16 protein-coding genes and 2 pseudogenes are annotated in these 12,648 nt (G+C 40.6%); 10 read left to right on the top strand and 8 right to left on the bottom strand.

Annotated elements, in window-relative coordinates:
- Positions 1-34 precede the first annotated feature (34 nt).
- The 5 genes from ACM0OX_RS16715 to ACM0OX_RS16695 all read left to right on the top strand — a co-directional run bounded on the left by ACM0OX_RS16715 (position 35) and on the right by ACM0OX_RS16695 (position 2,038).
- Entirely contained in the window at positions 35-295 is a 261-nt protein-coding gene (locus tag ACM0OX_RS16715) for a hypothetical protein (RefSeq protein WP_414516237.1), read from the top strand.
- Positions 296-304: 9 nt separating this feature from the next.
- The gene (locus ACM0OX_RS16710) at positions 305-685 is read left to right on the top strand and encodes a PIN domain-containing protein (RefSeq protein ID WP_414516236.1); all 381 of its coding nucleotides are present in this window, start codon (positions 305-307) and stop codon (positions 683-685) included.
- Between the two features lie 156 nt (positions 686-841).
- Positions 842-1,486: a hypothetical protein gene (locus ACM0OX_RS16705; RefSeq protein WP_414516235.1), complete on the top strand. Its 645-nt coding sequence runs from the start codon at positions 842-844 to the stop codon at positions 1,484-1,486.
- Between the two features lie 142 nt (positions 1,487-1,628).
- Positions 1,629-1,832 (top strand): type II toxin-antitoxin system HicB family antitoxin, encoded by a 204-nt coding sequence (locus ACM0OX_RS16700; protein ID WP_414516234.1) that lies wholly within the window; start codon positions 1,629-1,631, stop codon positions 1,830-1,832.
- A complete protein-coding gene (locus ACM0OX_RS16695; protein WP_414516233.1) occupies positions 1,829-2,038 on the top strand; it encodes a type II toxin-antitoxin system HicA family toxin in 210 nt (69 codons plus the stop codon). Before ACM0OX_RS16700 ends, ACM0OX_RS16695 begins: the two co-directional genes overlap by 4 nt.
- A gap of 7 nt (positions 2,039-2,045) precedes the next feature.
- Here ACM0OX_RS16695 and ACM0OX_RS16690 read toward each other — a convergent pair whose 3' ends face one another.
- Positions 2,046-2,516, bottom strand: a complete 471-nt coding sequence (locus tag ACM0OX_RS16690; protein ID WP_414516232.1) for a DUF29 domain-containing protein — start codon at positions 2,514-2,516, stop codon at positions 2,046-2,048.
- Positions 2,517-2,622: 106 nt separating this feature from the next.
- On the opposite strand from ACM0OX_RS16690, the pseudogene ACM0OX_RS16685 reads away from it, so the two are divergent.
- Positions 2,623-2,754: pseudogene (locus tag ACM0OX_RS16685) on the top strand (TRCF domain-containing protein); the annotation flags it as partial.
- A gap of 90 nt (positions 2,755-2,844) precedes the next feature.
- Here ACM0OX_RS16685 and ACM0OX_RS16680 read toward each other — a convergent pair.
- Both ACM0OX_RS16680 and ggt read right to left on the bottom strand, forming a co-directional pair.
- Positions 2,845-3,369 carry a hypothetical protein gene (locus ACM0OX_RS16680; RefSeq protein ID WP_414516231.1) on the bottom strand — a complete coding sequence of 175 codons (525 nt, stop codon included), beginning with the start codon at positions 3,367-3,369 and terminating at the stop codon, positions 2,845-2,847.
- Between the two features lie 268 nt (positions 3,370-3,637).
- Entirely contained in the window at positions 3,638-5,401 is a 1,764-nt protein-coding gene (gene ggt, locus ACM0OX_RS16675; RefSeq protein WP_414516230.1) for a gamma-glutamyltransferase, read from the bottom strand.
- A gap of 783 nt (positions 5,402-6,184) precedes the next feature.
- Here ggt and ACM0OX_RS16670 point away from each other — a divergent pair.
- Both ACM0OX_RS16670 and ACM0OX_RS16665 read left to right on the top strand, forming a co-directional pair.
- Positions 6,185-6,424, top strand: a pseudogene (locus ACM0OX_RS16670) (hypothetical protein).
- Positions 6,421-6,618 (top strand): hypothetical protein, encoded by a 198-nt coding sequence (locus ACM0OX_RS16665; RefSeq protein WP_414516229.1) that lies wholly within the window; start codon positions 6,421-6,423, stop codon positions 6,616-6,618. Before ACM0OX_RS16670 ends, ACM0OX_RS16665 begins: the two are co-directional and overlap by 4 nt.
- 227 nt (positions 6,619-6,845) lie before the next feature.
- Here the strand turns inward: ACM0OX_RS16665 and ACM0OX_RS16660 are convergent, their stop codons facing one another.
- The 3 genes from ACM0OX_RS16660 to ACM0OX_RS16650 form a co-directional block, all read right to left on the bottom strand.
- A complete protein-coding gene (locus ACM0OX_RS16660; protein WP_414516228.1) occupies positions 6,846-7,277 on the bottom strand; it encodes an NUDIX hydrolase in 432 nt (143 codons plus the stop codon).
- A gap of 8 nt (positions 7,278-7,285) precedes the next feature.
- A complete protein-coding gene (locus ACM0OX_RS16655; RefSeq protein ID WP_069070833.1) occupies positions 7,286-7,738 on the bottom strand; it encodes a DUF3531 family protein in 453 nt (150 codons plus the stop codon).
- 88 nt (positions 7,739-7,826) lie between these two features.
- Entirely contained in the window at positions 7,827-8,783 is a 957-nt protein-coding gene (locus ACM0OX_RS16650; protein ID WP_414516227.1) for a Sll0314/Alr1548 family TPR repeat-containing protein, read from the bottom strand.
- 307 nt (positions 8,784-9,090) lie between these two features.
- Between ACM0OX_RS16650 and ACM0OX_RS16645 the strand changes: the two genes are divergently transcribed.
- Both ACM0OX_RS16645 and rsmG read left to right on the top strand, forming a co-directional pair.
- Positions 9,091-9,765 carry an ABC transporter ATP-binding protein gene (locus ACM0OX_RS16645; protein WP_414516226.1) on the top strand — a complete coding sequence of 225 codons (675 nt, stop codon included), beginning with the start codon at positions 9,091-9,093 and terminating at the stop codon, positions 9,763-9,765.
- Positions 9,766-9,877: 112 nt separating this feature from the next.
- A complete protein-coding gene (gene rsmG, locus ACM0OX_RS16640; protein ID WP_414516225.1) occupies positions 9,878-10,612 on the top strand; it encodes a 16S rRNA (guanine(527)-N(7))-methyltransferase RsmG in 735 nt (244 codons plus the stop codon).
- Between the two features lie 104 nt (positions 10,613-10,716).
- On the opposite strand, the gene ACM0OX_RS16635 is transcribed toward rsmG, so the two are convergent.
- On the bottom strand, positions 10,717-11,253 hold the full coding sequence (locus tag ACM0OX_RS16635) for a hypothetical protein (RefSeq protein WP_414516224.1): 537 nt from the start codon (positions 11,251-11,253) through the stop codon (positions 10,717-10,719).
- A 383-nt stretch (positions 11,254-11,636) separates the two neighbouring features.
- Positions 11,637-12,404, bottom strand: coding sequence for a superoxide dismutase (locus tag ACM0OX_RS16630; RefSeq protein ID WP_414516223.1), 768 nt, complete (start codon positions 12,402-12,404; stop codon positions 11,637-11,639).
- Between the last annotated feature and the right edge of the window lie 244 nt (positions 12,405-12,648).

The following is a 12,648-nucleotide window of genomic DNA, read 5'->3' as shown; positions in this document are numbered from 1 at the left end:
CAATTAATAACCAAACCTACAGAGGATAACCAGAGTGAGTATTAATCTTGATTTGCCACCAGAGCTAGAAAACGAGCTTTCTACTGAAGCTTCTCGGCTAAACCTTCCTATTTCTGAATACATTCTTCGGATTCTTTCTGTGAGACAGGTTTTAGCAAATCCTCCCAAGACAGGAGCCGAACTCGTTGCTTATTGGCAGAGCGAAGGTGTGATAAACTCACGACCTGATATTACAGATAGTCAAGCATACGCTCGCAAGTTACGCCAAGAGGCCCAAACCCGTGAGCGAGAATAGGTAAAGTTGATGTATTTGCTAGATACCGACGTTTTGATTGATATTCAACGAGGCCATGCTCCTGCAATAACTTGGTTTGCCAGTTTATCAGAGTTGCCCAGTGTGCCCGGCTTTGTAGTCATGGAACTGATTCAGGATTCTCAAAACAAACAACAATTGAGTAATGCTTTAAAACTGGTTGCGCCGCTACCTGTAGTCTGGGCTACTGAGGCTGACTTGACTCGCGCCTTGTCTGACTTTACGACCTACCATTTATCTCACAGTTTAGGGTTGTTAGATGCGCTAATAGCTTCTTGTGCTGTTGGGAAAGGTGCAACACTTTGTACATTCAATGTGAAACATTACCGTGTTGTTCCCGGTCTTGTTATGGCACAACCCTACACACGTTAACAGCCAATCAACACTGCGATGTTTTGAGTAAAAAATGCAAAGTGCGTAGGCATAGTTAGTCATAGACATCACTGTTATCTGTGTAATTTCGGTGGTGAGTTTAGTTTTGCCTGTGAAAGATTAGGCATCTAAGTTCTATAGCGCGGACAATCAACGATGAAAAAAGAAAAATTTTACATTGGCCCAACATACCTTGGTATTGAGGGTATTTTTGATAGCACGGATATGTACGGAAATCAAATTAAGCGTCCTGATTCTTGGGAGGATGAGGGAGAAGTTGTAGTTTGGGGATATCGAATATCTGGTTCAGCAGTTTCTTTTCGTTCTCAGATTGACTACTTTCCAAAAAATCGACTTGAGTATGTAGATATATGTCAGTTTGTTTGCGATCGTATGGCAGACTTACTTGATGAATGCATTCAGAGGATCAAACAACATAATAATTTAGAAGATTCATCTGTAGACCTAGCAAATTATGGATTTAGAATTTATCATTATTGTGAATATTTTTTGGGGGAAGAAGAAGAGACTTTATCTCTGAAGTTAAATAATCTTTCTAAAAGCGGGAAATTAAAGCAGGTAAACCGTAAAGGTGGGCTGTCTGAAAAAGTTGCTCAAATTGGAGAGATTGATTTCTGCCTCAGTGCTGGATCGATAACTTTGATGAAAAAAATTAACAGCGAGAAAAAAGGATTTGTTAGAGATGTTGAGCAACACAATCTCAAAACATATCAAGAATATTTAGATTTAAAAAAAGCGAGAATAAATGACTATAATCTGCTGGACATACTTGAACTTTAAAGAGAACTATAGGCAGTCAGTTAGCATAGTGTAACAATCTATAATACTCTGTTGGAGTGGAAAACATTAATTTGAGTAGCCACAGTTAAGAGCAAACAGGTATCGTCGTTAGAATATTCTCACAAACTAGCTCAACAAGTTTATGAAAATCAGAGCAATCATTCATCCAGCAGAAGAAGGCGGCTATTGGGCAGAGGTTCCCGCGCTTCCCGGTTGTATTACCGAAGGAGACACCATAGAAGAAGTAATGGCTAATTTAAAAGATGCTATTGAAGGTTGGCTTGAAATTGCTAACAGTCGTAATGCAATTGAGTCAACAGATCAAGTTGTCGAAATTGCTGTATGAAATCAATTTCTGGTAAGCAACTTTCTAAGATTGTGGAGCAAAAAGGTTGGGTTTTGCAAAGAATTACTGGCAGTCATTATATTTATGAAAACCCCGAAGTAGAAAAAATTCTGTCAATTCCTGTTCACCGCAATCAAGATTTGAAAGTTGGAACCTTGAAAGCCTTGATGAAAATAGCCCAGCTATCTGAAGAAGATTTACTTTAATTTCAAATTACTGCTCTGATTCATCTAGTAACTTGCTTGGTTCACCAGGGTAGAAATCATTGTCCACAATCTCTACCAAACTGTAAGGACACTCTACTGGAAAAGTCCGCTTGGGCAAATCTGTTTCTCCAACAGCCAATTCGACACCTTTAAGGTAGGCTTTGCGAAGTGCTTCTTCAAGGTAGGGCTTTAGGCTGGGATTGTCTTCGAGCAGTTCAGCAATATCTAAGCGTTGAATACGAAGTGTTGCTAACCAGCTACGGCTACGACGCCCTGACTGGTACTGCCATTTTAGTAAATGTCCAATCAACACACTAAGACGGTTTCGTAGTTCTTGACGTTGCTGTTTACCCAAAGATTGAATCTCCTCAATCAGATTTTGCAGATCAATCTGACTCCACTGCTCATTGCGAAGTAAAGTTACTTGTTCCTGTGTCCAAGCGTAAAAATCAGTTTCGTATAAGCTTGGTGAAAGCATTGGTATCTTTGGGTTTGTTTCAGGTACACCCATTAGGTTAGTTCAACCTCAACGTCTTTGCTTTTATTGTATAACTGTCTCAAACTCTACTACTTCTGCTATTGAGAGCGATCGCTATGACACTATACCAGTATCAGCAAATCAACTTTTGCCAGTCATGGAATTCAAACAGCTAGCAAAAAGACTCGGATTTAGGCGGATTAAACCAGAAAACAAGCAGCACGTCGTTTTAGAAACATTTCACAGAGAAGGCGTTCGATAAATTCAGCTTTTTGGCCATTTTTGCGTAAATACTGACGATATATCGCACAGTAACAGATGTTGAGTATCATCGGGACTTGCCCAATTTAAGTAATAGACCAAAACTCAAGGCAGCTAAACTAGCAAATCCAACGGTAGGTTCGGGAATAGATTTTGCAACTACAAGTGGTTGAATTTCAGAAGAGGTAATATAGTTGCTGAGAAAAGGCTTGCCAATATAATTTAGATAAGGTAAACCAACAATATTAGCAGTATACTCATCTAAATTTTCAGAAGTTGAGAAAGCTAATTTAGAATTACTAGAGTTAAATCCAAAAGAACTTAAACTAGATACACCCAACCATTCTTCTTGAGGAACTTTAGAGTTACCAGAAAATATCAAATCAAATGTATTTAACTCACCGATGTAAATCAACCCATCATTATTATGATCCACACCTGAAAATGAACCAGATAAGATACCTCCCCCTTCCCAGCCTGATTGTGTAAAAGCGTAGTCCAGAGATGCAGCTTGTACTTGCTTAACTGAACTTCCTAGCAAGCTGAAAATACTAAGAGTAGTTGTAAATGCTATTTTTGAGAACCATCTCATAGTTTTATGCCAGAGAATTGTTGAAGAAAATTTGATTTTCAAAAAGACAAAGTACTTGCTCAAAACTAGCTATACTAATTGTTCTAATCAACTTAGTACAGCACGGCGTAAATAAAGATACCATTCACAATCAGGGAAAAGCTGACAACACAAGCTTTTTGACTTTTGACACTTCGACTCCTTTCTCTACGAGAGGCTGCGCCAACGGCTGCGCTCAAGGCAAGTCGCTCAGTGTTAACTTTTGACTTCCGCCTTGCGGCACTAGCTTTTACTCACCCAAAGGCGCTCCTTCACGACGTGGGTCAGCACCACTAACTAGCCCCTGATTAGTTAGTACAATTCCGGTGGAACCACTGGTTAATTGGATAACGCTGACTGTATGACCCTTGGCTTCTAAAGCAGGTTTCAGGTTGGCAACATCTGTATCTGCTTCGAGTTCAGTTGGCCCATTACGACTACCAAAATTTGGCAAAGCTAGCGATCGCTGAATGTCCAATCCCCAGTCGAGATGCCCTACTATTGCCTTAGCGACATAATTAATAATTTGCGGCCCACCAGCTGAACCAATTACCATTACCAGCTTGCCATTGCGATCAAAGACCATCATGGGAGCCATTGAGCTTCTAGGGCGTTTCTTAGCTTCTATGCGATTAGCAACGGGCTTTCCTTCTGATATCGGCGAAAAAGAAAAATCTGTCAGTTGGTTGTTAAGTAAGAAGCCTCGCACCATTAATCTTGAACCAAAGGCATCTTCAATGCTAGTAGTCATTGAAATAGCGTTACCTGCCGCATCGACAATTGAAACATGACTAGTAGATGGCAAATCCTTAGATTGATCTTTACCCCAGCGACTTGCTTGCTGTAACAATGGATTGCCTGCTTGGGCTTGACCGATTGAACGTTCAGGATTGATTCTCGCTGCCCGTAACTTCAGGTAATTAGGGTTAATTAATTCTTTGACTGGTACTGGGACAAAATCTGTGTCAGCTATATATAAATTTCTGTCAGCATAGGCTAAACGTCCAGCTTCCGAAAATAAATGGACTGCTTCTAAAGAAGCTGGCTTTAAAGCTGGCAGATTAAATTGTTGAAGAATACCTAGAATTTGCAGTACGGTTAAACCACCAGAGCTTGGAGGCCCCATGCCGCAAACTTTGTAAATTCGATAAGCGCCACAAACTGGTTCTCGCAGTTTAGCTTGATATTGCACTAGATCGGTGGTAGTTAAGTCACCTGGTACAGCAGCTTGCTTCACTGTAGCTACTACGTCTTTAGCAATATTTCCTTGATAAAAGGCATTAGCGCCTCCTTTGGCAATCTGACGCAAGACCTCTGCCAAAGGCTGATTGACCAATCTTGTACCAATTGGCTTGGGTGTACCATCGGGTTGATAGAAATAGCTCTTAGCTGGCTCGTTGCGAGATAGATATAGATCCTTACTTAGCAGAGTGTACAAACGTGGTGAAAGTGGAAAACCTTGTTCAGAAAGTTGGATAGCTCCTTGAAACAGTTGAGACCAAGGTAACTTGCCATATTTTTTGTGTGCCAACTCTAGCATTCGTAACACCCCAGGCACACCTACAGATTTACCTCCGATAACAGCATCATAAAACTGTAATGGTTTGCCATTGGCATCAAGAAAGCGATCTGGTTTAGCCGCAGCCGGTGCAGTTTCTCGACCATCATAAGTGACCAACTTTTTCGTTTTGGCATCGTAGTAAACAAGGAAAGCACCACCACCAATACCTGAAGATTGCGGCTCTACTAACGTCAATACCATTTGGACTGCAATAGCAGCATCTATCGCACTACCTCCACGACGTAGAACATCACGTCCGGCTGCTGATGCTAGTGGATTTGCAGCTACTACCACATACTTATTTGTGCGAACAGCTTCACGCTCAACTCGACCACTCCCAGCCTCCGGTGGAGGAGGATTTTGGGCTTTGCCTATGATAGCTGGCAAGAGGGTGGCACTGAGTGTGAGGGGGAGCAAACAAGTACTTAATGCAAACTTAGATGCTGTAGTCAACGCAACTCTCCGAATTTAAATATTTTATTTATTGTCAATACTGTAATTACAAAAAAACTCATCAAAACTCTAGTGACATCGAGAGTCTTGCTTGTTGATTTCTTGTTTACTTCACAGATTCGCTTACAAGACATCAACTTACAGCATATTAAGAGGCTAGTCAACCATTTATTACTTTTAAAAATTTTGATTGTATATATTTAAAACATAAGCAAGTCGGCTTTAAAAAACTAACTTATCTCACGAAAGATACAATCATAAAACAGCTTATAAATTAGTCATCCCACAGTTTTTACAAAAGTAAATATACATTTGTTTTATCATGCTGACTTATTGATATCGGTCATTGGATGCCTAAATCAATCGCAGAAATGAAAGTTTACAAAAAGCTCTTTCAGAGAGTTGGTAGGGACAATACAGTTTATCAATCAGTGTTCAGAATCAACTTGCTGCTCTCATTCATCGCGCAACAAATAGCTCTGTTAAGCTGTTCCACATTTAAATTGCATAATTACGGCGGGCAAGATGCCCACCCCACAAGAGTTATATAAATTTTAGATATGCAAACTAGATGTGGTTTAGCTTATCGACTAACCAACGCGATCTACGCAGGCTGGCAATATAAAGCCCTTGAACTTGTCAGATTCAGATATAGATGAACGTATTGGTAATCTGTACGTACTTGTTGGAGACAGTCTTTACTCGCGCTTTTCGCACCCTGGAAACCCCAACAGAGTGCAAGCAGAGATAATTTATAGTATGACTCCGTAACGATTAACAGCTATGACTGAGCTACTTGAAGAAGCGATCGCCAAACTAAAAAACTTGCCTGCCAATGAACAAGATGCGTAGGCGTAGCCCGCCGCAGGCATCGCGGCAATGATTTTGGCAGAACTAGAAGATGAACGCTGTTGGGATGAAGCTTTTGCCCGTTCTCCAAATATGCTTGCCAAACTTGCAACTGAGGCAATGGCTGAATACCGTGCAGGTAAAACCCAAGAGTTAGATCCAGATACATTGTGAAGTCACATATAACCGCTCAGTTTCGTCAAGGGTTTAGCGATCTACCTGAGCAAGTTCAAGAGCAAACGCGTGAGGCATACCGCCTCTTCAAACAAGATCCGAGCCATCCAAGCTTGCGCTTCAAAAAAGTTCAACAGAACTACCAATTTATTCAGCACGGATTAGCAAAAATTATCGAGCGGTTGGACAGTTAGATGGAGATACCGTTATTTGGTTTTGGCTTGGTTCACACACAGAGTATAACAAGTTGCTTTCTCAGTTGTAGCGACACAATGCGATCGCATACCCAATTTTGATTCAAAGATGAGTGCTTACTGTGCGGGAACGGTGGCGAAATCTGAAGCAGAATTAACGATTGTGTCTTTGCTGAGTGCGGTAACATAATTAACAGCTAAGTAATCTTTGTAAACTTCCATATTCTTTATAAATAGTCAAAAAATACTTCAGGTACTAATCGGAATTCCCCAGATTTCAAGCGAGAGATATCTATCCATAATGCTCTATGTTTATGATGTGGTGATTCGCAAAAAACTAAACTTTCCAGTTGATAAAATTTAGAATCAACAAAGTCACATTGATAAAGCTGAATAATTTCATGACCTTGCCTACCATTAAATATAAACAGGTTCTCTATACAACCGAGATATTTAATATTCGTTAAGTCTGCTTGAATTTCCTCTTGAAACTCCCGTTCTAAGGCGGCGTGGCTGGTTTCACCAAATTCAACACCACCGCCTAAAGCACGATAAAATGTTTCTTGTTTTACAGGATCGTAGCCTTCAGAAAGAAATATGCGTTCGCCATTCCGAATTAACCCCAAGGCTATTACCCGAATTTCGCCAGCTTTACTCATTTTTATAACTAATTATCATAGATAGACTGAGGACGACTTTCGCTATCCTCAATAGGCCAATCTGGATTTTCACCACCGATGTACAATTCTTCAATGGTGACATACTCCTGACTTAGCTGTGTAAGGGCGTTGATTAAAATATCCAATGCGATCGCATCACTGGTTCCTAAGTCAAACCAACAACGTCCCCACTGTCCCTCATACTCAAACTCACCAATGTTGTGCATCAGTGCTAGCAAGCTTTTGTCATACCCTTGCTCATCATAATTCATGTAGCTGATATCGAGTCCAGTGTCCTGCACCTGAAGATTCTCTGCATTAAATGCACCCAATTTACCCAGATAAAACCAGGAATTGAAAACTTCTTCTACATACTGCTTTTCACGCGCAGAAGGGTTTGTGCTGAATTTCAGCCAAATCCACATATCAAAAGGATTAATTTCGCGGAACTGAATCTCCATTTTGGTCTAATATCTCAAGTACTCTTCTGCAAATAAGCATATCAAAGTAAGGAGTGGGGAATGGGGAATGGGGAATGGAGAATAGCAGTTAAGGATTCTTCAGGCTAGCAGCCCTGTTGCGTTCACCCTCAATTTGTTTGACTAAATCGCCGGGAAGTTGGGATTTTTTAGTCAATGCTTTGTCAAAATTAGCGATCGCTTCCTGGATTATCTGCTGGCTTTTTTCTTTTTGCCCCAGTTGTTTCAGTATTTGGGCTTTAAGATAATAAATTTCTGGATTATCAGATGTCGTTTTGATCGCTCGGTTGACATACTCTAGTGCCTGTGGATACCGTTTTAAATCTCGGTAAGCAAGAGCAATACCCCGATCCACGAGATACCCAGGAGCAGCATTTTTTTCTAAGCGTCCAATTGCCTGATCTGGGCTAGCAAAAGGCAAATTAACCGCCAATAATAAATCCATATAACCCTTGATTAAATTCAGTTCTGGATCGTTGGCAGAAATTGCTTCGGCTTTGTCTAAATATTCATAAACTTGTCGCAACCGACTAAAGGCTTGCGGCACACCGTTGACTGTACCCTCACGGGTGATAACTACTGCACCTTCTAAAAAATGACCAACAGCAGTGTATAAATTACCACGCAATGGATCGCTAGGAATCAGTTGTTGTCCTGTTTCTAGAGTTTTCTGACTGTAAGTGTCTAGTTTAGCCCAATCCTTATTTCCGTATGCTAAAGATGCCTTCATAGCATAAGCTAGAGGTTCATTTGGCTCTTTGGATATTGCTTGTTCCAGATAACGATCTGCTGCTGGATAGTTGCCCTGTTGGAAAATTGCTTTAAAAGCTGCTTCTGTTTGGTCGCCAATTTGATGAGGTTCGCTCTTGCGAAATGGATCGCCAGCCAGGGAAGGATTTACCCAGACATTAAGTGCGATCGCCCAAGGGGCAACGCCAAAGGCGAACGCAGCGGCAAAAGCAGTCTGAGCAAAGGTAGTGAGTTTAGCAGACACTACTAATTGAGGCAAAGAAAACCTTTTAGTCATTTTAACCCTCAGAATAATTGCGGTTGAAATAGTTGTATGTGTTACTTAGAATGCAAAAATGGTTAATTTCAACTTGCCTTTGCTTCAACTAAAATTTTCTTATATATTGGTAATCTTTCCATGTTTCCAGGCTTGCTCTAGCCATTATTTCAGGCTTAGTCTGCCACAATAGAGAAAAAGTGGATAATTCTTGCTGCTAAATTAAGGTGTTAATCCAGGTAATGCGCTGTAAATTTTTTCTAGAATTTTGCAGATACTCTCAGTGTAGCTAATTAGTAATTTGCTGACTTTTTGGTAATCTTAACAAATGCTTTATCTCCGAAATGTAAATTATCATCCCACAGCGTGCCCAACAGCGATTCTCAAATCGATCAATTTAGAATTAGCACCCCAGCAGCTAGGTCTGATTATTGGCCCGAGTGGTTCGGGTAAAAGTACCTTACTAGAAATTTTGTCAGGACTAGCCGAACCCACTACTGGCGCTCTCTTCTGGCGGGAACAAGAACTTATAGCAGAACAGCTACAACAATTAGCTGGGTTAGTATTTCAGTTTCCAGAGCGGCACTTTTGCGGTGGTTCAATTTTAGAAGAATTACGTTTAGGACATCCTGAGTTAGGGTCAGAACGAGTCAGACAGGCCCTTACTGAAGTGGGATTAGAGCATTTATCGCTTTCTGCTGCTCCCTATGCTTTGAGTGGTGGTCAGCAACGACGTTTAGCTTTGGCAGTCCAATTAATTCGCCAGCCAAATTTACTGTTGTTGGATGAACCTACAGCTGGTTTAGATTGGTCAATGCGTCGGCAACTGGTAAATTTATTAGCGAAACTCAAACAAGATTGGACATTGTTAATTGTGACACACGATGCTGGGGATCTGTTAGCGATCGCAGACCGTTGCTGGACACTCAATCACGGCGAACTAGAATCAGTAGACCCAAAGTCACTAGAATCCAAAGTTAAAGAACCTCTACCAACGGTGTGAGAGGAGAGCAGGGGAGCAGGGGAGCAGGGGAGCAGGGGGAGAAGGGAGAGAAGGAGAATAACTATGCTCAATGCCCCATGAAAAATGACAAATGATAAATGACAAATGACAAATGACAAACCTATTGCCTGAAATGGCAGAAATCTGGCAGCAAACTCTTAATTGGCAACCAACTGTCCAACAGCAAGCGCAATTCCAAAAGCTTTATGAGTTAATCCTAGAAGGTAATCGCCAACTAAATTTAACTCGGATCGTTGATCCCCAAGAGTTTTGGGAAAAACATCTCTGGGATTCTCTACGAGGAATTGCACCCCTGTTATCAGCAAATTTCTCTCCTGCTTCCCCTACTATCATCGATATTGGTACAGGTGCAGGTTTTCCAGGTATTCCAGTGACAATTACAATACCTAATTGCCCAATTACTCTTCTCGATTCCACTCGGAAAAAAATTACTTTTATCGACAATATATTAAGTGAACTTGCCCTTACCAATGCCAAAACTCTTGTTGGTAGGGCTGAAGAAATCGGTCAGCACTCCCAGCATCGACTAGCTTATGATATTGCATTGATCCGTGCTGTAGGGGCAGTTTCTGTCTGTGCAGAATATACTCTACCACTGCTCAAACAGGGAGGTTTAGCTATAATTTATCGTGGTAATTGGACAGAGGAAGAAACCACAGCTTTGCAAAATGCTGTTAACCAGCTAGGTGGTGTGATTGAATTAATTGAAGAATTTACTACTCCTCTAAGTAATAGCATCCGTCATTGCCTTTATGTACGTAAGGTAACAAACACACCAGCTAATTTTCCCCGTCCTATAGGTGTACCTTCTCAAAAACCTTTGTAAGGAGGAGTGCGAAAATATGTGTAGACTGTTTGCCAATTTTCACTAATAGGCGACATAGACAATGCCGCCTTTATCCTTATCCTTATTGAGTTAATGAACTCATCCTATCTAGCAGTGACAAGCTGACCTGTAAAGAAGAATGAACCTCCATTTTGTCCATTACCTTGTAGTGGATTTCCTTGTAGAGCAAACAAACGAAGCTCAATTGTCCCTTCTACCGTTTGAGTTCTTGGATTAAAAGTCGCTCTATAATCATTTCTTGCAATACCGCTACCGCCCTTGTTTGAAAGACTAAAGTTGAGTGCCCGACCTGTAATCGCCTTCTTTCCATTACACGCCCAAGTACCCTGAGAAGTGGTAAAAGGATCAAACTGACCCGTAACACCACCTTGGTTTGAGTCACTAGTAATCAAGTTGCCTTCTTCAGTAAGAACGATCAGCGCACGTGAAGCAAACTTTCCACTAGCATCTTTAATTGTCGTAAGGTATGTACCAGCGACAAATTTTCTACAAACTGACAGATCGGAATTGGTATCAATTACAGAGTCAGCCTTTACTTTTTGAATGTTCCAGATATCCAAAATGCTGACTGTAGAAAGTACACCAATTGTCAATCCAAGCAAAATTTTACGAATTTTCATGAGAAACAGTAGTAAAGAATTTATCGAACTCTACCTAAAACATATACATAAACAAGAAATATTTTTGGTAAATTTTAGTTAATTTTTAATTAAAAATATGCAATGCAGTGGCTTTGCTTGCTATAGGAATCAATATTTTATTTTTGAAATTATCTACTTGCTGCGCGAAGTGTAATAGGTAGGCAGTAGGGAGTAGGAAATATGGAATCAGTCTTTTCGAGTTTAGGGTGAGCTTTGTCAGAAATCAAATCATAGTCCTATACAAGCGAATCATTCTGAAAAAATGAATGGCGATTACCCGATCGCATCTAAAAAACTGGCAGCAGAATATTGTTTCTGTTGCCAGTTTTTAAGCGCCCATAACTCTAAATTATTGTCTGGTTTCAGGCAAATTTACTTGCTACTGCAAACCGCTTGTTAATCTCATCCCAATTAACCACGTTCCACCAAGCATCTAAATAATCAGCGCGGCGATTCTGGTAATTGAGATAATATGCATGTTCCCATACGTCATTACCCAGGATGGGATATTTACCTGCACTTAAGGGAGTATCTTGGTTAGCTGTAGTTGTCACTTCCAACTTGCCACCCTTGCTACGCACTAGCCAAACCCAACCACTACCAAAACGACCAGCACCAGCTTCATTAAACTGTTTTTTGAAGGCTGCAAAAGAGCCAAAACTTTGATTAATTGCAGAGGCGATATTTCCTGTAGGTTCTCCCCCACCTTTCGGCTTCATAATTTGCCAGAACATTGAGTGGTTGACATGACCGCCGCCATTATTGCGTACTGTTCTACGAATATCTTGTGGTACATTGTCAAGTTTTTGCAACAGTTCTTCAACAGTTTTACCTTTGAGTTCTGGATGTTTTTCTAAGGCTGCATTCAGGTTTTTCACATAAGTTGCGTGGTGTTTATCGTGGTGAAACTGCATCGTTTTGGCATCGATATGTGGTTCCAGTGCTTCGTAGGCGTAAGGTAAAGGCGGTAGTTGGATAGCCCCTGTTGTATTTGGAGTTGTATTTGCTGTTACGTTGGGAGTTGCAGTATTTCCATTAGGAGATTTCTCTGCCAATGCACAAGCGTCTAATGCAAAAGCACCCGCACCTGATGTAAGTAAAAACAAGAAATGGCGTCGATTAATAGTCATAGAAGTTTTTGCAGCTAATCCATTAAGTCTCTATTGCAGTTTTTATTTTCTTAGATTCTGGCTACAAAAAATTGGAACTTGGCGATTATTTCTGGCAGTTTAAGAAACTATTTACAAAACTTGTAATATTAAGTACTAACATTCAAAACATTGTGTATTTTTACTTAAACTATCTTTTTACAACTAATCATTAGACCTCTTGCATAAATCAAAAATAAGAAAGAACCCCACCCCGCCAAAGCTA

It is taken from the genome of Nostoc sp. PCC 9305 (genome assembly GCF_963920915.1).
Classification (GTDB): Bacteria; Cyanobacteriota; Cyanobacteriia; order Cyanobacteriales; family Nostocaceae; genus Nostoc.
The sequence above is the reverse complement of the archived record's forward strand: the minus strand, read 5'-3'. Positions and strand labels throughout refer to the sequence as shown.